This window comes from Stenotrophomonas sp. S41 (assembly GCF_016624625.1).
In the GTDB taxonomy this organism is placed as follows: Bacteria; Pseudomonadota; Gammaproteobacteria; order Xanthomonadales; family Xanthomonadaceae; genus Stenotrophomonas.
This window is the reverse complement of sequence record NZ_JACVTV010000028.1, coordinates 21,626-41,730: the sequence shown is the minus strand read 5'-3', so window position 1 is coordinate 41,730 and position 20,105 is coordinate 21,626. Positions and strand designations below refer to the sequence as shown.

Sequence of the window (20,105 nt, the reverse complement as noted above, 5' to 3'; positions counted from 1 at the left end):
CGGCATCCATGCCGCTCACACCCCCTCAACCGGACCCACCCCGCCTTCGACGGTTTTCCGCGATCTGTGGGAACGGCACGGGGTCGGATCCCGTTGCATCGCAACGGGCTCTGACCCCATTTCTAGGGGGCGGCCAAGTAGCGCTGCCAGAGGTGGTTCACCAGCTGCATCTGCGGGTCGTACTGGCGTTTGCGTTCAACGAATGCGTTCCACTGCGGGTACGCGCGCTGGAACTGGTCGCGCGTGGCGTGCGGGCGGTAGGGCAGGTAGTAGCGGCCGCCACAGTCCACCGCGGCGTCGATCAATGCGCGGGTCCAGCGCGTGGACATCGTGTCGCCCCACGGGTGTCGTCGCTGCTTGTGGTACAGCACGAAGCAGAACACTTCTTCGTTCGCCCACTTCATCAACGCGGTCGTATCCGCCGGCGCGTGGCGGATCGATACGTTCAATGCATCCACGCGGTGGTGCTGCAGGATCGCGGCCATGCGCGTGGCGAAGGCCTGGAAGCTGCGCACGGGGATGAAGTATTCCTGCAGCAGGTAGGTCGACATCGCGCGCGTGCGAGGTTCCAGCGATGCCACGTCCAGGCTCGCTTCCAGGTTGCGATGGATCACCCGCGGTTCGGCAATCTGCTGCTTCACCACCGAGCTCTCGCGCAGCTGCGGGCCGCCAGGCAGTTCGGTGACGGCCCAGATCATGTTCTGCTCGTGGGCATAGTTCGCACCCACCGGTATCAGGCGCCGGGTGTCAGTCAGCGCTGCCGTGCTGCGCCGCCAGGTCACGGTTACCGGCGCATCGAAACGCGGAGGAATGAGGTCGGCGTTGTGCATCAACGCATCCTTGCGCGACGCCACGTTTTCGCGGAACCACTGCGGATAGTCGGCCAATGCCATCCGCTCCATGTGCCGCGCCATGCGCTCGTTGTCGGCCAGGTCCAGCTCGACTTCGCTGACAACACCGATCAGCCCATAGCCACCGATGACCGCGGCGAACAGCTCCGGGTGCTGCGTGCGCGAGGTCTCCACAACTTCGCCCGAACGCAGCACCACCTGCAGCGCACGGACGGTGGAGGCGATGCTGCCGCTGCCGACGTAGCGACCATGGCAGTTCACCGACACCGAACCGCCCACGGTGAAATTGCTGAAGCTCAGCATCACCTTCACCGACAGGTTGTGCGGGTCCAGCCATTCCTGCAGCGCGCGCCAGCGCATGCCGGCCTGCACGCGCACCGCCTTGCGCGCGACGTCCAGCCACAGCAGGCGGTGGCTCGGCGTCAGGTCCAGCTGCAGGGCGCCGGCCGCACTGGTCTGCCCGCCCATGCTGTAGCGGCCGCCGGCCACGCAGATCGTGCCCCGGTGCTGCTGCAGGGCGGCCTGCAGGTCGGCCGTTTCGGCAACGGCCCGCACCGCGGCCACGTCGGTGGGTTCCAGCTGGCTGATGTCGTTGGCCACGGGCGTGCCGCGCCGGGTACAGGCACTGGCGGCAGTGGCGGCGGCACAGCCTGCGATGAACGCGCGACGGGTGGTCATGGCAATCCCTGCATGAGTGTCCTGGGCGCAGTGTGCCCCGGCACGGCGGGGGCGGCCAGTGGCCCTTCCGTGGGCGGGTTCTCAGGCTGTGAGAAGCCTTCGCGTCATACTGCATCCGTAGCGTCGGGTGGCATCTCAGGCACAGTCAGCGGGGGCAGGGTAGTGGCAGACAAGTACTGCGATCTGGTCATGAAGGGCGGCATCACCAGCGGCATCGTGTACCCCAATGCGGTACTGGCGCTGGCCCGCGATTATCGGTTCAAGAGCATCGGTGGGACCTCGGCCGGCGCCATTGCCGCGGCGGTGGCGGCAGCGGCGGCCTATGGCGATCGCCGCCAGCAGGCAGGCGAGCACCTGGCTGACGACGCCGGCTATGGCGGCCTGTCGGCGGTGTCGGCGCAGCTGTCGCGGCGCGGCTTCATCTACAGCCTGTTCCAGCCGGCACGCGGTGCGCGGGCGGCCTACCGGCTGCTGGTCGCGTTGACCGGCGGCTACGGCTGGCCGCGCAAGCTGCTGTGCCTGGCGGTGGCCGTGTTCGAGATCGCCCCGCTGGAAGTGCTGGTGTCGCTGGCGCTGCTGCTCGGCCTGGGCTGGTGGGGCGGCGGCTGGAGCGGTGTGGCGGCCACCCTGCTGCCGTCGCTGCTGTGCGCCTATGGTGCGGGTGTGGCCGGTGCAGCGCTGCGGGTGGCGAGGGTGGCACGGCGCAACCTGCTGGGCCTGTGCAGCGGCCTGGGCCGCGATGCGCGCAAGCCGGCGCTGACCGAATGGCTGCACCAGAGCCTGCAGCAGCTGTCCGGCAAGCCGCTGGACGCACCGCTCACCTTCGCCGATCTTCACGATGCGCCCCGCTATGCCGGCGAGCCGGAGAGCCCGCACGCGATCAGCCTGCAGGTGATCACCACCTGCGTATCGCACAACGAACCGCGCACGCTGCCGCTGGGTGGCGCGCAGTTCTGGTTCCTGCGCGAGGAATTCGAACAGTTGTTCCCGGCCAGCGTGGTGCAGTGGCTGGTCGACCACGCCGGTGCGCCGGTGGAGGTGGACGGCCGGCAGTACTACCACCTGCCGCAGGGCCCGCAGTTGCCGGTGCTGGTGGCCACCCGCATGAGCCTGAGCTTCCCGCTGCTGATCAGCGCGGTGCCGCTGCATGAACCTGCGCGCCGCGAGCGCCGCTGCGAGCCATCGCCGGCCGCAGCCGATGCAGAACACAGCGTGGCCGACAGCATGGAAGGGCTGACCAGTGCCGGCCAGTCCTGCGGGCCGGTCATCACCGCCTTCCGCATCTGCTGGTTTTCCGATGGTGGCATCAGCAGCAACTTCCCGATCCACCTGTTCGACGCGGCGATGCCACGCTGGCCGACCTTCGCGATCAACCTGGTCTACCCGCAGCACGCCGAGGATGTCAGCCACGGCACCACCGGCCAGCAGGCGCTGGAGCGTGCGGTGGTGCTGCCTACCGAGAACCGCCACGGCTGGCAGCGGCATTACCAGTCCATCGCCACGCCGCTGGCCGCGGCCGAGCTGGGTCGCTTCCTGTTCGCGGTGGTGGCCACCATGCAGAACTGGCGCGACCTGCTGCAGGCGCGTGCACCGGGCTACCGCGACCGCATCGTGCATGTGAGCCTGCAGGGCGACGAAGGCGGCATGAACCTGGACATGCCGCAGGAGGTGCTCAGCCGCATCGCTGACAAGGGCAGCCTGGCCGGCGCACGCTTCTGCGCGTTCTCGTTCGAGAATCACTACTGGATCCGTTGGCGCAACCTCGCTTCGGCCTACCAGCGCTACACGCTGGAAGTGGCGCGCACCGACGACCCGGCGCAGCAGGTGCTGGCTTATCGTGCGGCGTATTCCATCGTCGCCCGCGGCGAGCCCGTGCCACCTTCGTACAAGCTCGGCTCGGAAGACAAGCGTCGTGGTTCGCAGCAGCTGTGGGCGCAGATGGTGGAGCAGGGCCGCACCTGGGAAGACCTGGGCCCGGACCTGACCGACGGCGCACCACGTCCGCTGCCGCAGATGAAGGTCACGCCGATCTACTGACCGCGATCGCTACAATCGCGGCCCCCCATTGCAAGGAACGCCCCATGTCCGCCCGTCAGCAACTGCTGGACCTGCTTGAACGTCTTGACGCCCGTGATCCGGAGCACCTGCCGGTGGTACCGCTGGCCGCGTACTTCGAAGGCAACGACTTCGAAGAGTGCATCGCACCGAACCAGTGGGGCTACGGTCGCCCGCCGATTGCCGAGCTGTACGCACGCCTGGCTGCGATTGCTGAAAAGCCCGAAGTGGAAGGCGTGTACGTCGGCCTGCACCAGGACTGGGGCAGTGCACTGGAAGACGACAGCGAATGGCCTGCCGCAGAGAACGTGCACGTGCTGACCCGTGCCGACGCCGCAACCGTGGAAGGCTGGCTGCAGGGCCTGGAATGCGACGGCGTGGGCGAAGGCTGGCCCTACGGCCAACACATCGACGCCCCCGTGCCCTCGGAAGGCCACCGCGTACTGACCGTGTTCTGGGACTGAAACGCGCCAACCAAGGTTGGCGCTACCAGAGCGGAAATCAGCGGTCGGCACCCACCAGAGCAGTAGAGCCACGCCACGCGTGGATGCATTTCGCGCACGGCCAGAGCGTGCCGACCAACGGTCGGCACCCACCAGTAGAGCCACGCCACGCGTGGATGCATTTCGCGCATGGCCAGAGCGTGGCGACCAACGGTCGGCACCCACCATCAGCATCAGCATCAGCATCAGCATCATCAGCAGCAGGTTTCAACAGGCGCGGGAAACTGTCGAAGGCGGGGTGGGTCCGGTTGAGGGGGTGTGAGCGGCATGGATGCCGCGACCAAGCCCCCATGGACGGGTTTACGGCGTCCCCCTCAACCGGACCCACCCCGCCAACCCACGGATAGCCAGCTTTTGCTTTTGAGGTTGCCGGCCAGCGGCCGGCACTACCGCAGGTGCAGGGCGCAGCCCTGCAAAACCCCCTACCTCCCCGGCAACTGCGCAAACGCGCGCTGCATGCAGTCCTCCCGCGGGCACACCCGGCACCCCGGGCCAATCGACACCGAATTCCCCGGGCTCTGCACATCCAGCCCCAGCGAATACACCAACCGTTCCGCATGCTGCAGATCGCAGCCCAGCGCCACCGCAAACGTCTTGCGCGGCTGCCCATGCCCCACCGGCCCGCTGCTCACCTGCCGCGCCAGCCAGAAGTGGCGTCGCCCATCGGGCATGCGCGCGGTCTGTGTCAGGATCCGCCCCGGCTGGTTGAACGCCTCGTAGACGATCCACAGCGGGCATGACCCACCCACCTGCGAGAAATGGAAATCAGTCGCCGAATGGCGCTTGGATACATTGCCCGCACGGTCCACGCGGATGAAGAAGAACGGCAGCCCCGGCGCACTGCGCCGCGCCAGCGTGCTCAGCCGATGGCACACCGCCTCGAAGCCCACGCCGAACTGATGCGCCAGCAGCTCGATGTCGTAGCTGCTGGCCTCGGCCGCACGCAGGAAACGCATGTACGGCATCACCAGCGCACCGGCGAAGTAGTTCGACAGACCAATGCGCGCCTGCGCGATTCGCGCGTCATCGTGGAAGCCCGCGCGGGCGATCACCGCATCGATCTGCGGCAGGTAGCCGTGCAGGGCCAGCTCGGCCGCCATCTGGAAGGCCTGCTGGCCCGGTTCCAGGTAATCGGGCAGCCACAGCCGCCGCGCCCCGGCATCGAACTGGCGCTTCTCGCGCCTGGCCTGCAGCGCGGCCACTTCCACCAGCACGCCGTGGCGGTCGGCCAGCAGCTGTCGCAGGCGCGGCGCCACATGGCCCGGTGACAGCCCCCACTCAGCGAACAGGCGCTCGGCCAGCTCGTCCAGCTCGGGGATGTGGTTGTGCATGCGGTTGAAGAACTCGCGCACCTGGTCGCCGGCAGGCAGGGTGCTGCCGGCCGCGGGCTCGCCCAGCTGGAATTCCAGCGCGGCGGCATGCTCGCGCAGGGCCAGGTGGCGACGGTGCAGGTCCAGCAGGGCGCGGCTGACCTGCGGCAGGTTGCCGGCCAGCGATCGCAGCTCGGTGGCACTCACCTCCGCCAGGCCCAGGTCGCGCAGGGTCTCGCCCAGCGCCTCCTGCAGCGCGGCGGGCTCATCGTCGTCGAACAAGGCGGAAACATCGCCCAACACCTCGCCCAGCTTCTTCTGCACGGCCGGCGTCAGCGGGCGCTTGTTGCGCTCGATCTGGTTCAGGTAGCTGGCCGACAGGCCGAGGGCACGGGCCAGGTCCACCTGGCTGTAGCCGCGCTGCTCGCGCAGGCGCAGCAGGCGCAGGCCCAGCTGGCGTTGTGAAGGCTGGAAATTCACAGAATTAACATGAATCGTCTGGCGTGTTGGCCAGATTAAGCGGATTCAGGCCGGAAATCGAGGTAGCTGCTGTGAATAATGCCAAGCATCTTTCGAGCCAGTGGGATTGTCGTCATGACTGTTGCAGCGCCCCGTATCCGCATGCTGATCGATGGCCAGTTCATTGAATCGGCCACCTCCCACTGGCAGGACGTGATCAATCCGGCCACCCAGGACGTGCTGGCCCAGGTGCCGTTCGCCACCACCGGTGAAGTGGATGCCGCCGTCGCCGCCGCCAAGGAAGCCTTCAAGACCTGGCGCAAGACCCCAATTGGCACCCGTGCGCGCATCTTCCTGAAGTACCAGCAGCTGATCCGCGAGAACATGAGCGAGCTGGCCCACATCCTCACCGCCGAACAGGGCAAGACCCTGCCCGACGCCGAAGGCGATGTGTTCCGCGGCCTGGAAGTGGTCGAGCACGCTGCCGCCATCGGCAACCTGCAGCTGGGCGAGCTGGCCAACAACGTGGCCAACGGCGTGGACACCTACAGCATCATGCAGCCGCTGGGCGTGTGCGCCGGCATCACCCCGTTCAACTTCCCGGCGATGATCCCGCTGTGGATGTTCCCGATGGCGATTGCAACGGGCAACACCTTCATCCTCAAGCCGTCCGAGCAGGACCCGATGGTGACCATGCGCCTGGTCGAGCTTGCCTTGGAAGCCGGCATTCCGAAGGGCGTGCTGAACGTCGTCCACGGTGGCGAGGAAGTGGTCAACGCGATCTGCGACCACCCGGACATCAAGGCCGTGTCGTTCGTCGGTTCGACCCGCGTCGGCACCCACGTCTACAACCGCGCCTCGCTGGCCGGCAAGCGCGTGCAGTGCATGATGGGCGCCAAGAACCACGCCGTGGTGCTGCCGGACGCCAACAAGGAACAGACCCTCAACGCGATGGTCGGCGCCGCCTTCGGTGCGGCCGGCCAGCGCTGCATGGCCGCCTCCACCCTGGTGCTGGTCGGCGAAGCGCGCAACTGGGTGCAGGACCTGGTGGCCAAGGCCAAGACCCTCAAGGTCAGCGGCGGCACCGTCTCCGGCACCGACGTCGGCCCGGTCATTTCCTGCAGCGCCCGCGAGCGCGTGGAAGGCTTGATCGCCTCGGGCGTGGAGCAGGGTGCCAAGCTGGTGCTCGACGGCCGCAACCCGCAGGTCGATGGCTTCGAGAAGGGCAACTTCGTCGGCCCGACCATCTTTGCCGGTGTCACCACCGACATGCGCATCTACCAGGAAGAAGTGTTCGGCCCGGTGCTGGTCATCCTCGAAGCGGAAACGCTGGACGAGGCCATCGCCATGGTCAACAGCAACCCGAACGGCAACGGCACCGCGCTGTTCACCCAGTCGGGCGCCGCCGCGCGCAAATTCCAGGAAGACATCGACGTCGGCCAGGTCGGCATCAACGTGCCGATCCCGGTGCCGGTGCCGCTGTTCTCGTTCACCGGTTCGCGCGCCTCCAAGCTGGGCGACCTGGGCCCGTACGGCAAGCAGGTCGTGCTGTTCTACACCCAGACCAAGACCGTCACCGCACGTTGGTTCGATGACGAGACGCTGAGCCACGGCGTCAACACCACCATCAGCCTGAAGTAAGGGCAGGAGCAGCCATGAGCCACTCGATGACGACGGACCAGGAAGAAGCGCAGCAGGCGTATCGTGAAGCCGCGCGTGACTTCGCACAGGCCGAACTGGCGCCGCACGCCGCGCGATGGGATGCGGAGGGCATCTTTCCGCGCGAGGCGATCGCCAAGGCCGGTGAACTGGGCTTCTGTGGTCTGTACATGGACCCGGAAGTCGGCGGCAGCGGCCTCAGCCGCCTGGACGCCGCCGTCGTCATCGAGGAGCTCGCCAACGTCGATCCGTCGACCGCGGCCTACGTCAGCATCCATAACATGGCCTCGTGGATGGTCTCCAAGTGGGGCCAGGCCGAACTGCGCGATGCGTGGGGCACCGATCTGTCCTCGGGCAGCAAGCTGGCCTCGTACTGCCTGACCGAGCCGGGCGCCGGTTCCGATGCGGCCTCGCTGAAGACCACCGCCGTGCGCGACGGTGACTTCTATGTGCTGAACGGCTCCAAGGCCTTCATCTCCGGCGCCGGTGCCACCGAGCTGCTGGTGGTGATGGCGCGTACCGGCGGTGCCGGTGCGGGCGGTGTCAGTGCCATCGCGGTGCCGGCTGACCTGCCGGGCATCAGCTATGGCCGCAAGGAAGAGAAGATGGGCTGGAACAGCCAGCCCACCCGTGGCATCACCTTCGAAAACGTCCGCGTGCCGGTCAGCCACCTTCTGGGAGAGGAAGGCGGCGGCTTCAAGCTGGCGATGAAGGGGCTGGACGGCGGCCGCATCAACATCGCCGCCTGCTCGCTGGGTGCCGCGCAGGGCGCGCTGGATGCCGCACGCCGCTACATGGGCGAGCGCCGCCAGTTCGGCAAGGCGCTGGCCGATTTCCAGGCGCTGCAGTTCAAGCTGGCCGACATGGCCATCGAACTGGTCGCCGCGCGGCAGATGGTGCATTCGGCCGCGCGCAAGCTCGACGCCGGTGCCAGCGATGCCAACGTGTGGTGCGCGATGGCCAAGCGCTTCGCCACCGATGCCGGCTTCAAGATCTGCAACGAAGCGCTGCAGATCCACGGCGGCTACGGCTACATCCGCGAATACCCGATCGAGCGCCTGCTGCGCGACAGCCGCGTGCACCAGATCCTGGAAGGCACCAACGAGATCATGCGGGTGATCGTTGCCCGCCACCTGCTCAACACCGAAGAGGAACTGCGATGAAGGATTGGCGTACCCAGGAGCACGTGGGCCTGAAGGTCGAGGCCGATGGCCACACCGCCGTGGTCACCCTGCACAACCCGCCGGCGCACACCTGGACCGTGCACAGCCTGTCCGCGCTGCGCGACCTGGTGGGCGCGCTCAACGCAGACCGCGAGATCTACGCGCTGGTGATCACCGGTGACGGCGAGAAGTTCTTCTCTGCTGGCGCCGATCTCAACCAGTTCGCCTCGGGCGACAAGGCCGCCGCACGCGAAGCCGCACGCCGTTTCGGTGAAGCCTTCGAAGCGCTGTCCGCCTTCCGTGGCGTGTCCATCGCTGCCATCAACGGCTACGCCATGGGCGGTGGCCTGGAATGCGCGCTGGCCTGCGACCTGCGCATCATCGAAGACCACGCCCAGGTGGCGCTGCCGGAGGCCACCGTCGGCCTGCTGCCGTGCGCCGGTGGCACCCAGAACCTGCCGCGTCTGGTCGGCGAGGGCTGGGCCAAGCGCATGATCCTGCTGGGCGAGCGCATCAACGCTGAAACCGCCGTGCGCATTGGCCTGGCCGAAGAGAAGGTCGGCAAGGGCGAAGCCAAGGCGCTGGCGCTGGAGTGGGCGAAGAAGGCCGGCAAGCAGAGCCCGACCAGCATCGCCGCCTGCAAGACCCTGGTGCAGTCCACCCGCACCGGCACCCATGCCGCCGCGCTGGTGGCCGAGCGCGAAGCCTTCGTCGATCTGTTCGACACCGCCGACCAGGTCGAGGGCGTGAGCGCCTTCCTGGAAAAGCGCGCCGCGCAGTGGAAGAACGCATGACCACCGACACCGTTGCCGACGACGCACCGGTGCTGTTCGAAGAGCGCGTGGCCGGCAACGGCACGCGCATCGGCTTCGCCACGCTCAACGCGCCGCGCACGCTCAATGGCTTCTCGCTGCCGATGGCGCATCTGCTGCTGAAGCAGTTGAACGCCTGGGCCGACGATGACGGCATCGCGATGGTGGTGCTGCAGGGTGCCGGCGAAAAGGCGTTCTGCGCCGGTGGCGACCTGCACAGCCTGTACAAGGCGATGGTCGCCTTCCGCGACGCCGGCCACGACGACATCCGCGAAAACGACTACGCCGCCGAGTTCTTCGACGTCGAGTACCGCGTCGATTACCTCATCCATACCTACGCCAAGCCGATCCTGTGCTGGGGCCACGGCATCGTGATGGGCGGTGGCATCGGCCTGATGTCCGGCGCCAGCCACCGCGTGGTCAGCGAGCGCTCCAAGCTGGCCTTCCCGGAAATCACCGTCGGCCTGTTCCCCGATGTGGGTGGCAGCTGGCTGCTGCCGCGCGTGCCGGGCAAGGGCGGCCTGTTCCTGGCCCTGACCGGTGCGCTGCTGAACCCGGGCGATGCCATCTACGCCGGCCTGGCCGACGTGCACGTCGCGGAAGAACGCCGCAGCGCGGTGTTCGATGCACTGCTGCAGGTGGCTTGGTCGGGCGATGCCGCGCACAATCACGAACGCCTGGATCATCTGCTGCAATCGCATGCCAGCGACGCCGCGACCGGCCCGCTGCTGGCCAACGCCGCGCAGGTCGACGCGCTGTGCGAAGGCGATGACCTGTCCGCGATCATCGACCGCATCAGCAGTCTGCAGACCGACGATGCCTGGCTGCAGGCCGCACAGAAGACCCTCGCCGCCGGTGCACCCGGTTCGGCGCGGCTGGCCTTCGAGCTGCAGCGCCGCAGCGCCGGCCAGGACTTGGCCAGCGTCTATCGCCTGGAATACATCACCGCCCTGCACTGCGCCGCCCGTGGCGATTTCGCCGAAGGCATCCGCGCGCTGCTGATCGACAAGGACCGCAACCCGCAGTGGAGCCCGGCCACCCTGGCCGAGGCCACCGCCGCGTGGGCGGACACCTTCTTTGTTTCCCCCTGGGCCGAGGCCGCGCACCCGCTGGCCGACCTGGGCACTCCGCTTGCTGAAAGGAGCCTTGCATGAGCCGCATTGCATTCATCGGGTTGGGCAACATGGGTGGCCCGATGGCCGCCAACCTCGTCAAGAACGGACACACCGTGCGTGTGTTCGACCTGGTGCCGGCCGCGGTCCAGGCCGCCGTCGACGCCGGTGCCAGCGCCGCGCCGTCGGCGCGTGACACCCTGGCCGGCGCCGAAGTGGTGATCTCGATGCTGCCGGCCAGCCGCCACGTCGAAGGCGTGTACCTCGGCGATGACGGCATCCTCGCCGACATCCCGGCCGGTGCGCTGGTCATCGACTGCAGCACGATCGCTCCGGCCAGCGCCCGCAAGGTCTCTGAAGCCGCCGCCGCGCGTGGCCTGCAGATGCTCGACGCACCGGTGTCCGGCGGTACCGCCGGTGCCCAGGCGGGCACGCTCACCTTCATCGTCGGCGGCGAAGAGGACGCGCTGGAACGTGCGCGCCCGGTGCTGCAGGCGATGGGCAAGAACATCTTCCATGTCGGTGCCAGCGGCGCCGGCCAGGTCGCCAAGCTGTGCAACAACATGGCGCTGGGCGTGATCATGGCCGTCACCGGCGAAGCCATCGCCTTGGGCGTGGCGCACGGTCTGGATCCGAAGGTGCTGTCGCAGATGATGGCGGTCAGCACCGGCCGCAGCTGGGCCACCGAAGTGTGCAACCCGTGGCCGGGCGTGCTGGAAAACGCCCCGGCCTCGCGCGGCTACAGCGGCGGTTTCGGCAGCGACCTGATGCTGAAGGACATGGGCCTGGCGGTGGAAGCGGCGATGAATGTCGGCGCCTCGATCCCGCTGGGCGAAGTGGCCCGCAACCTGTACTCGATGAACCACCAGGCCGGCCGCGGCAAGCTGGATTTTTCCAGCGTCGTGCAGCTCATCACGAGCGAGAAGTGACCTGGTAGTGCCGGCCGCTGGCCGGCAACCTCATGCCCCCGTGCGGGACAACGAAGGTGGGATGGGCGGATGCCCGGTTTCGACCGGCATCCGCCCATTTTTTTGCCCCGCGCGCGGGTAGTGCCGGCCGCTGGCCGGCATCACCACATCAGGCAACGATCAGCGTCACGTCGATGTTGCCGCGGGTGGCGTTGGAGTACGGGCAGACGATGTGCGCCTTCTGCACCAGCTCTTCCAGCTGCTCGCGCGGCACGCCCGGGGCGTTGATGGTCAGCTCGGCTTCGATGCCGAAACCGGTCGGGATCTGGCCGATGCCGACCTTGCCGGTGACGGTGGTGTCGGCCGGCAGCGCGACCTTGGCCTGGCCGGCGACGAACTTCAGCGCGCCGAGGAAGCAGGCCGAGTAACCGGCAGCGAACAGCTGTTCCGGGTTGGTGCCCGGGCCGCCGGCGCCGCCCAGCTCGCGCGGGGTCGACAGCTGGATGTCCAGCACGTTGTCGGAGGAGACCGAACGGCCTTCACGGCCGCCGGTGGAGGTGGCCTGGGCGGTGTACAGAACCTTTTCGATGGACATGTGATGCTCCTGGTCAGTGGGTGGGTGTTTCGATGGGTCTACTTTGCCCGATCCAGCAGGACGATGGGTGATGGTTCGTCCTGAAAATTTGATGCATCGTCCTGTCGGCTTAGATGGTCCACTCGCGGTCGGTGGTGAACATGATCGTCAGCCAGCGGTCCGGCGAGGCCTCGCCCAGCGCATCGCCGATCTCGTCGCGCAGCTGGTCCCACTCCACCAGCGGCCGCGGCGGGTCGTCCTCGCGGACCACGAAGAACAACTCGATCTGCTCGCCACGGCCGACCTGGGCCACGTAGCTGCGGTGCTCGACAAAGCCATGCCGGGCCACGATGTCGCGCGCCACGGCATCCACGTGCGCCTGCAGCTCCGGGGGGGTCACCAGCAGGATCCCGGCCAGCGCGCGACGCACCGTGCCCAGCGGCGCCACCATCACGAACAGGCAGACCACCGCCAGGATGGCCGGATCGATATAGGGCCCGACCCAGGCCAGCGACGTGCCCTGCACCAGCACGCCGCCCACGAACGCGACCACATAGCAGGCCGACATGCTGGCGGCGATCACCCAGTTCTTCGCGTCCAGGGCGATGAAATCCGAGCCGATGCGGCGGTTGGCCCGCCACACGAACGCACCGAACGCACTTTCGGCCAGCAGCGAGACCACACCGAACACGATGGCCGGCCCCAGCGCGATGTGGCGCCCGCCCGACATCAGCGCATCCACCGCATTGACCAGCGCGTACAGCGCCGCGCCGATCATCAGCAGGCCGCTCACCCCCAGCACGATCGGTTCCAGGTGCCAGAAGCCCATGGTGAAACGCTGGTTGAGCCGCGACTGCAGCGCATCGGTCTGCGTGGACAGCGCGATCAGGCGTGCCACCAGCAGCGACAGCCAGGTCATCACCACGTCGATCAGGCCGTAGATGCCGTCGAAGATGATCAGCGAGGAATTGGCCAGCAGGCCGAACACTACGCCGGCCAGCGCAACGGCCAGTGAGAAGGCGATGGACAGGCGCAGCACGCCCTGTTCGCTGCTGGGATCGAAGAAATGCGGGCGGATGTTGGCCATGGTTCGATTGTAGGGCCGGGCCATGCTCGGCTGCGTTTCCGCCACGCCCGCGCTATCCCCGCCGCGCTGGTTCCCGTAGACTGCGCCCCTTCCCACGTACCGCCCCCGCCTGCAGTGATCACGCCACCCTGACCCTTGCCGCACCTCGGCAGCCGGCCCGCCCGGCTCAGGAACCCGTGTCTTTCCCCTGCAGCGCCACGTGGCCAAGCCCCCGTGCGCGCGGAGTTTTCCCATGCAAACGTCCTACCCCCTGCGCCAGCAATGGCTCGGCAACATCCGTGGTGATCTGCTGTCCGGCATGGTCGTCGCCCTGGCCCTGATTCCCGAGGCCATCGCCTTCTCGCTGATCGCCGGCGTCGACCCCAAGGTCGGCCTGTACGCCGCGTTCTCGATCGCCGTGGTCACCGCCATCGCTGGCGGCCGCCCCGGCATGATCTCCGCTGCCACCGGCGCGATGGCGCTGGTGATGGTCGACCTGGTCAAGGACCACGGCCTGCAGTACCTGTTCGCCGCCAGCATCCTGGCCGGCCTGCTGCAGGTGCTGGCCGGCGTGTTCAAGCTCGGCTCGCTGATGCGCTTCGTCTCGCGCTCGGTCATCACCGGCTTCGTCAACGCGCTGGCCATCCTCATCTTCCTGGCGCAGATGCCGGAACTGATCGGCCGCGGCCCCACCGTCTACGTGCTGTGTGCCGCCGCGCTGGCCATCATCTACCTGCTGCCGCGCATCACCCGCGCGGTGCCGTCGCCGCTGGTCGCCATTGTCGTGCTCACCGCCGTGGTCATCGGCTTCGGCGTGGACGTGCGCAGCGTAGGCGACATGGGCCAGCTGCCCGACAGCCTGCCGCACTTCCTCATCCCCGACGTGCCCCTCACCTGGGAAACCCTGCGCATCCTGCTGCCGGTGTCGGCCACGCTGGCGGTGGTCGGCCTGCTCGAATCGATGATGACCCTGCAGATCGTCGAGGACATCACCGAGACCCCCAGCGAGCGCAACCGCGAGTGCGTCGGCCAGGGCGTGGCCAACACGGTCACCGGCTTCCTCGGCGGCATGGCCGGCTGCGCGATGATCGGCCAGTCGGTCATCAACGTGACCTCCGGTGGCCGCGGCCGCCTGTCCTGCCTGGTGGCCGGCGCGCTGCTGCTGGTGCTGGTGGTGTACGGCAGCGACCTGGTGCGGCAGATCCCGATGGCAGCGCTGGTGGCAGTGATGATCATGGTCAGCATCGGCACCTTCAGCTGGCGCTCGCTGCGTGACCTGCGCACCCATCCGCGAAGCTCGTCTGCCGTGATGCTGCTGACCGTCGTGGTCACCGTGGCCACCCACGACCTGGCCAAGGGCGTGCTCAGCGGCGTGCTGCTGTCGGCGCTGTTCTTCGCGCGCAAGGTCGGCCGCATGCTGGATGTGCAGCGCGAAGATGCCGCCGATACCCAGGTCTACCGCGTGCGTGGCCAGGTGTTCTTCGCCTCGGCTGGGCAGCTGGGCGCGGCGTTTGATTACCAGCACGTGGCGCCGAAGGTGCAGATCGACCTGCGCGATGCCCATCTGTGGGACCTGACCGCAGTGGCGGCGCTGGAGCGCGCGCAGGAAAAGCTGGCCGCGCATGGTGCGCAGGTGACGGTGGTGGGCCTCAATGCCGCCAGCCAGACCCTGATCGAGCAGGTGGGCGGCGCGCGCGGCGGGCACTAGTCGTGCCGTGCGGTGCACTGTGAGCCAGGTCAGCCAGCTGCCACGGCGGCTGGCGTAGCATGGCCTGCGTCATCGCGCACGAACCGCGTACCGCTTCCGGAGCGGCGCTGCGTTCCCGACCAGGAGATGGAATATGTTGAACAGGATGTTGGGCCTTGCCACCGTGGCGGTCCTGGCCTTCACCGCCGGGCACGCAGGGGCCGCCAGCGGGCTGAGCCCGACCTTCGACGCCTGCACCGGCAAGGCACAAGGCGCCATCGAACAGGCTGCCTGCCTGAGCAGCGAAGCGGAGCGGCAGGACCGTCGCTTGAACCAGGCCTACAAGCAGCTGCAGGGCCGCCTGGACAGCGCTGGCAAGGCCCGCCTTGTGGCCGCGCAACGGTCCTGGCTGCAGTGGCGCGAAAGCGAGGGTGCGCTGGAAGCTGCACTGTATGACAGCCAGCCGGTGGACAACCTGCAGCAGGCGCGCAACGACGCCGAGCGTCTGCGCGTGCGCGCCGACCAGCTGGAAGCCTACCTGCGCCTGGTAGGGTAGTGGCCGCCGCCGGGCGGGCCGCGCGGGGGGGGGGGGGGGGCCCCCCCCGCCCCCCCCCCCCCCGCGTCCGCCGCAAGCATTCAATCCGGTAAAGCGGGTTGCGCGTCAGCCTGTACCGTCAGGTGCACGCCCATGGCCAGCAGCACACGCTGCACCGTGTCGAATCGTGGGTGCGCGTCCGGTCGCAGCGCCTTGTACAGGCTCTCGCGGCCCAGGCCGGATGTCTCCGCGATGCCGGCCATGCCGCGTGCCCGTGCGACCGTCCCAAGCGCATCCTGGAAATGGCCGGCATCGCCAGCCGCGAGGGCTTCGGTCAGATAGGCTGCAATCGCAACATCGTCCTGCAGGAAGTCAGCGGGATCGAAAGGGAGTGTCTTGAGCTTGCTCATGGCGGGTCCTGAACACGTGGAGCGGAAAGCAGCGCGCTACACCCTGCTGGCCATGGCGATGGCTCGCCGGATGTCGCGAGGCTGCGTGGATTTGTCGCCGCCTATCAGAAGCACGACGATCGTCCCTTCTCGACGGGTGAAGTAGACGCGGTACCCGGGGCCATACCCGATCCGCAATTCGCTCACGCCGTTGCCGATGGATCGGATGTCCCCCTCCAGGCCCCGCGCCACGCGCTGCAAGCGCTCGACAATGATGGCTCGCGCCCGCACATCGGCGAGTTTCTCAAGCCATCGCGTAAACGCCGTCGTCGCGTGCAGGGATGCCATCGGGTGATCGTATCCAGAAGGATACATCGTTCAATTGGCAGATGCGTCAACGGCAGCCGCGCGCCCCCCAATCCGCTCCTCGCCATTCAGCCGCCCGGTGTAAACTATTGATCTCACTGGCAATGCCAGTCTCCACGATCAACACCCCGATGACGTCCGCCACCGCCCGTTACGCCGATTCCCTGCGTCTGTCCGTTGCCCCCATGATGGATTGGACGGACCGCCACTGCCGCGTGTTCCACCGCGTGCTGGCGCCGGGTGCCCGGCTGTACACCGAGATGGTGCACGCCAACGCCGTCATCCACGGTGACCGCGAGCGCCTGCTCGGCTTCGACGGCAGCGAACAGCCGCTGGCCCTGCAGCTGGGCGGCAGCGATCCGGCCCTGCTGGCGCAGGCCGCGCGCATCGCCGCCGACTGGGGCTACGACGAGGTCAACCTCAACTGCGGCTGCCCGTCCGACCGCGTGCAGGCCGGGCGTTTCGGTGCCTGCCTGATGCGCGAACCGGCGCTGGTGGCCGAGTGCGTGGCGGCGATGGTCGCGGCGGTGGACATCCCGGTGACGGTGAAGTGCCGCCTGGGCGTGGACGAGGACAACGAGTACGACGTGTTCGCCGGCTTCGTCGACCGCCAGGTCGCCGCCGGTGCCGCCATGGTCGTGGTCCACGCGCGCAACGCCTGGCTGAAGGGCCTGTCGCCGAAGGAGAACCGCGAAGTTCCGCCGCTGAAGTACGACTGGGCCTACCGCCTCAAGCAGGAACGCCCGGCGCTGCCGGTGGTCATCAACGGTGGCCTGGCCACGGTGGAGGCCGTGCAGGCCCAGGCCGCGCATGTCGATGGCGTCATGCTCGGCCGCGCCGCGTACCACGACCCCTACCTGCTGCATCAGCTGGAGGCGCTGCACACCGGCGCCGCGCTGCGCCCGCGTCGCGAACTGCTGCGCGCGATGCACCCCTACATCGAGGCCCGCCTGGGCGAGGGCCTGGCCCTGAAGCACATCACCCGCCACCTGCTGGGCCTGTTCCACGGCCAGCCGGGCGGCCGCGCGTTCCGCCAGGTGCTGAGCGAGGGCGCCCACCGCCCCGGCGCCGACTGGGCGCTGATCGAGCAGGCGCTGGCGGTCACCGAGCGCGAGGCCGATCGCGCCGCAGCGTGATTTCAGTCACATTCCTGACTTGACAAGGCCCGTGGATTCGTCCCGAATGTTCACTTAGATGAACGACGCCGGAGAGCACCCGGAAAAGTTCAGATCGGATTCACCGCGCCAAACCAATCATTTGCAAAGGAAATGTAAAGGCTGGGTCCCGTATCCGGCGCTCCGGATTTACGACTTTTGAACGAATCGCCGTGCTCGGCTAGGATCGCATCGATGTCTTCCGCTCCCTTCCACCGCCGCATTGCCCTGGCCACCTGCGTGGTCCTGGCGGCTGCCCCCCTTTCTGCAGCGATGGCCCAGCAGCCACCGCGCGGTGGTGGCGGCGAGCCGCGGGCGGCCATGCGCGCGGAAATGATGGATCGTGGTGGCCGTGGCGACGACCGTTCGCTGTCCGATGCCGTGCGCCGGGTGCAGCGCTCCACCGGTGGCCACATCCTCGGCGCCGAGCGCGTGCCGTTCGATGGCCGGGACATCAACCGGGTCAAGTACATGGATGACCGGGGCCGGGTCCGCTACATGGACGACCCCGCCCCGGCACGTTCACAGCCGCGCACGCCGCGGTCGGATATGTCATCACTACGCGGCGATAACCCCTGAACAGGGATAGTTGCCGTAATACACCGTACCCACAGGCCTCCGGGCCACACCCAGGACACTAGGGAGAGTTCATGCGTATCCTTCTGGTCGAAGACGAAGCCCCGCTGCGTGAGACCCTGGCAGCCCGGCTCAAGCGCGAAGGTTTTGCCGTCGATGCCGCACAGGACGGCGAGGAAGGCCTCTATATGGGCCGCGAAGTACCGTTCGACGTCGGCATCATCGACCTGGGCCTGCCCAAGATGTCGGGCATGGAGCTGATCAAGGCCCTGCGCGACGAGGGCAAGAAGTTCCCGGTGCTGATCCTGACCGCGCGTTCGAGCTGGCAGGACAAGGTCGAGGGCCTCAAGCAGGGCGCCGACGATTACCTGGTCAAGCCGTTCCATGTGGAAGAGCTGCTGGCCCGCGTCAACGCGCTGCTGCGCCGCGCCGCCGGCTGGAGCAAGCCGACCCTGGAATGCGGTCCGGTTGCCCTGGACCTGGCAGCACAGACGGTCAGCGTCACCGGCAGCAATGTCGACCTGACCAGCTACGAGTACAAGGTGCTGGAATACCTGATGATGCATGCCGGTGAACTGGTCTCCAAGGCCGACCTCACCGAGCACATCTACCAGCAGGATTTCGACCGCGACTCGAACGTGCTGGAAGTCTTCATCGGCCGCCTGCGCAAGAAGCTGGACCCGGACGGCGAACTGAAGCCGATCGAGACCGTGCGTGGCCGCGGCTACCGTTTCGCGATCCCGCGCAACGAGGGCTGAGCCTTCCACAAGGCGATAAACGATGTCCGGCCGTCTGTGGTTCTTCCGACGCTGGCGGCCGCGCTCACTGCAGGCGCGCCAGCTGTTCGCCGCGTCCGTGGGCCTGGTCGCGTTCCTGGCCTTGGCCGGTTACGCGCTCGATGCCGCCTTCGCCGACACGGCGAAGGCGAACCTGCGTGAGCGCCTGAAGAACTACGCCACGGCCTATGCGGCCGGCATCGACTTCACCCGCGACCGCTCGCTGTACATCCGCGAGCAGCCGCCGGATCCGCGCTTCGACGTGCCGGGCAGTGGCCTGTACCTGCAGGTGGTGATGCCGGACGGCAAGGGCAATTCGATGTCCGCCGAAGGCCCGATGCTGCCCACCGTGGGCGGCGGCCTGCTGGCCCCGCGCCAGGAAGTGTTCGAAGGCCCGCTGCCGATGATCCAGATCGACGGCAGCCAGGGCTCGGTGTACCGCTACGGCCTGGGCCTGGTGTGGGATGCCGACGCCGACCCCGCCACCGAATTCCCGTACACCATCTACGTGATGGAAGACTCGCGCGCGCTGGGCGCGCAGCTGCGCGTGTTCCGCAGCCGGGTCTGGTTCTACCTGGGCGGCATCGGCCTGATCCTGCTGCTGCTGCAGACGGTCATCCTGCAGTGGAGCCTGCGCCCGTTGCGCCGGGTCATCACCGAGCTGACCAAGGTGCAGCGCGGCGAAACCGAGCGCATGAGCGAACGCCACCCGCGCGAGCTGGAGCCGTTGACCGACAGCATCAACGCCTTCATCGAGAGCGAGCGCGAAAACCTCGAGCGCCAGCGCAACACCCTGGCCGACCTCGCGCACAGCCTGAAGACGCCGATCGCCGTGCTGCGCACGCAGATGGACAGCGGTGCCGGCGATGGCGCCCTGCGCGAGGAACTGGACGTGCAGCTGCAGCGCATGAACAACCTGGTGTCCTACCAGCTGGCGCGCGCCGCCTCGTCGGGCCACAAGCTGTTCTCCGCGCCGCTGCCGGTGGAATCCAACGCCGAGGAAATCGTGCGTGGCCTGGAGAAGGTCTACGCGTCGAAGGGTGTGCTCTGCGAATTCGACATCGACCCGGCCGCGCGTTTCCACGGCGAACCGGGCGACCTGCAGGAACTGCTGGGCAACCTGCTGGAGAACGCCTTCAAGTGGGCCAAGCGCCGCGTACTACTGACCGCGCAGCCGCTGCCGGCACCGAACGCGCGACGCGCCGGCCTGCTGCTGGCGGTGGACGACGATGGCCCGGGCATCGCCCCGGAAGACATTGGCAAGGTGCTGCAGCGTGGCGTGCGCGGCGACGAACGCGTGCAGGGCCACGGCATCGGCCTGTCGATCGTGCAGGACCTGATCAAGGATTACCGCGGCGAACTGCTGGTCGCCCGCTCCAGCGAACTGGGTGGCGCCCGCTTCGAAGTGCGCCTGCCGCCGGGGCCGTAGAGTCGAGCTTGCTCGACTGCCCTTCGATCCGCCGGGCACGGCC

The 20,105-nt window shown here is 67.9% G+C and carries 19 protein-coding genes; 13 read left to right on the top strand and 6 right to left on the bottom strand.

Annotated features, from left to right (window positions below):
• Positions 1-122 precede the first annotated feature (122 nt).
• Positions 123-1,529: an FAD-binding oxidoreductase gene (locus tag IAE56_RS08485; protein WP_200752219.1), complete on the bottom strand. Its 1,407-nt coding sequence runs from the start codon at positions 1,527-1,529 to the stop codon at positions 123-125.
• 162 nt (positions 1,530-1,691) lie between these two features.
• On the opposite strand from IAE56_RS08485, the gene IAE56_RS08480 reads away from it, so the two are divergent.
• Positions 1,692-3,566 (top strand): patatin-like phospholipase family protein, encoded by a 1,875-nt coding sequence (locus IAE56_RS08480; RefSeq protein ID WP_325167181.1) that lies wholly within the window; start codon positions 1,692-1,694, stop codon positions 3,564-3,566.
• Between the two features lie 44 nt (positions 3,567-3,610).
• A complete protein-coding gene (locus tag IAE56_RS08475; protein ID WP_200752218.1) occupies positions 3,611-4,048 on the top strand; it encodes a hypothetical protein in 438 nt (145 codons plus the stop codon).
• A gap of 461 nt (positions 4,049-4,509) precedes the next feature.
• On the opposite strand, the gene IAE56_RS08470 is transcribed toward IAE56_RS08475, so the two are convergent.
• Positions 4,510-5,877: a short-chain fatty acyl-CoA regulator family protein gene (locus IAE56_RS08470; RefSeq protein ID WP_200752217.1), complete on the bottom strand. Its 1,368-nt coding sequence runs from the start codon at positions 5,875-5,877 to the stop codon at positions 4,510-4,512.
• A gap of 114 nt (positions 5,878-5,991) precedes the next feature.
• Between IAE56_RS08470 and IAE56_RS08465 the strand changes: the two genes are divergently transcribed.
• Genes IAE56_RS08465 through mmsB form a run of 5 tightly spaced genes read left to right on the top strand, consistent with a single transcriptional unit; the run spans position 5,992 to position 11,531 of the window.
• Complete coding sequence (locus IAE56_RS08465; RefSeq protein WP_200752216.1) at positions 5,992-7,497, top strand: CoA-acylating methylmalonate-semialdehyde dehydrogenase; 1,506 nt, start codon at positions 5,992-5,994, stop codon at positions 7,495-7,497.
• Positions 7,498-7,511: 14 nt separating this feature from the next.
• Positions 7,512-8,678 (top strand): acyl-CoA dehydrogenase family protein, encoded by a 1,167-nt coding sequence (locus IAE56_RS08460; RefSeq protein ID WP_108767370.1) that lies wholly within the window; start codon positions 7,512-7,514, stop codon positions 8,676-8,678.
• Entirely contained in the window at positions 8,675-9,472 is a 798-nt protein-coding gene (locus tag IAE56_RS08455) for an enoyl-CoA hydratase (RefSeq protein ID WP_200752215.1), read from the top strand. Before IAE56_RS08460 ends, IAE56_RS08455 begins: the two co-directional genes overlap by 4 nt.
• The gene (locus IAE56_RS08450) at positions 9,469-10,644 is read left to right on the top strand and encodes an enoyl-CoA hydratase/isomerase family protein (protein ID WP_200752214.1); all 1,176 of its coding nucleotides are present in this window, start codon (positions 9,469-9,471) and stop codon (positions 10,642-10,644) included. The genes IAE56_RS08455 and IAE56_RS08450 overlap by 4 nt, the downstream gene beginning before the upstream one ends.
• On the top strand, positions 10,641-11,531 hold the full coding sequence (mmsB, locus tag IAE56_RS08445; RefSeq protein ID WP_108767373.1) for a 3-hydroxyisobutyrate dehydrogenase: 891 nt from the start codon (positions 10,641-10,643) through the stop codon (positions 11,529-11,531). The genes IAE56_RS08450 and mmsB overlap by 4 nt, the downstream gene beginning before the upstream one ends.
• Positions 11,532-11,679: 148 nt before the next feature.
• Here the strand turns inward: mmsB and IAE56_RS08440 are convergent, their stop codons facing one another.
• Positions 11,680-12,105: an organic hydroperoxide resistance protein gene (locus IAE56_RS08440; protein WP_079224881.1), complete on the bottom strand. Its 426-nt coding sequence runs from the start codon at positions 12,103-12,105 to the stop codon at positions 11,680-11,682.
• Between the two features lie 109 nt (positions 12,106-12,214).
• Entirely contained in the window at positions 12,215-13,195 is a 981-nt protein-coding gene (locus IAE56_RS08435; RefSeq protein ID WP_200752213.1) for a cation transporter, read from the bottom strand.
• A gap of 208 nt (positions 13,196-13,403) precedes the next feature.
• On the opposite strand from IAE56_RS08435, the gene IAE56_RS08430 reads away from it, so the two are divergent.
• Complete coding sequence (locus IAE56_RS08430; protein ID WP_200752212.1) at positions 13,404-14,858, top strand: SulP family inorganic anion transporter; 1,455 nt, start codon at positions 13,404-13,406, stop codon at positions 14,856-14,858.
• A gap of 133 nt (positions 14,859-14,991) precedes the next feature.
• Positions 14,992-15,393: a lysozyme inhibitor LprI family protein gene (locus IAE56_RS08425; RefSeq protein ID WP_200752211.1), complete on the top strand. Its 402-nt coding sequence runs from the start codon at positions 14,992-14,994 to the stop codon at positions 15,391-15,393.
• Between the two features lie 80 nt (positions 15,394-15,473).
• Here the strand turns inward: IAE56_RS08425 and IAE56_RS08420 are convergent, their stop codons facing one another.
• Together IAE56_RS08420 and IAE56_RS08415 are read right to left on the bottom strand one after the other, a co-directional pair.
• On the bottom strand, positions 15,474-15,782 hold the full coding sequence (locus tag IAE56_RS08420; RefSeq protein ID WP_108767378.1) for an addiction module antidote protein: 309 nt from the start codon (positions 15,780-15,782) through the stop codon (positions 15,474-15,476).
• A 36-nt stretch (positions 15,783-15,818) separates the two neighbouring features.
• Positions 15,819-16,109: a type II toxin-antitoxin system RelE/ParE family toxin gene (locus tag IAE56_RS08415; RefSeq protein WP_200752210.1), complete on the bottom strand. Its 291-nt coding sequence runs from the start codon at positions 16,107-16,109 to the stop codon at positions 15,819-15,821.
• Between the two features lie 122 nt (positions 16,110-16,231).
• On the opposite strand from IAE56_RS08415, the gene dusA reads away from it, so the two are divergent.
• From dusA to IAE56_RS08395, 4 genes are all read left to right on the top strand, one after another.
• Entirely contained in the window at positions 16,232-17,263 is a 1,032-nt protein-coding gene (gene dusA, locus IAE56_RS08410) for a tRNA dihydrouridine(20/20a) synthase DusA (RefSeq protein ID WP_200752209.1), read from the top strand.
• Positions 17,264-17,476: 213 nt separating this feature from the next.
• Positions 17,477-17,860 (top strand): hypothetical protein, encoded by a 384-nt coding sequence (locus tag IAE56_RS08405; protein WP_164073701.1) that lies wholly within the window; start codon positions 17,477-17,479, stop codon positions 17,858-17,860.
• A gap of 71 nt (positions 17,861-17,931) precedes the next feature.
• Positions 17,932-18,615: a response regulator transcription factor gene (locus tag IAE56_RS08400; protein WP_079224892.1), complete on the top strand. Its 684-nt coding sequence runs from the start codon at positions 17,932-17,934 to the stop codon at positions 18,613-18,615.
• A 22-nt stretch (positions 18,616-18,637) separates the two neighbouring features.
• Positions 18,638-20,062, top strand: coding sequence for a sensor histidine kinase (locus IAE56_RS08395; protein ID WP_079224893.1), 1,425 nt, complete (start codon positions 18,638-18,640; stop codon positions 20,060-20,062).
• Positions 20,063-20,105 lie beyond the last annotated feature (43 nt).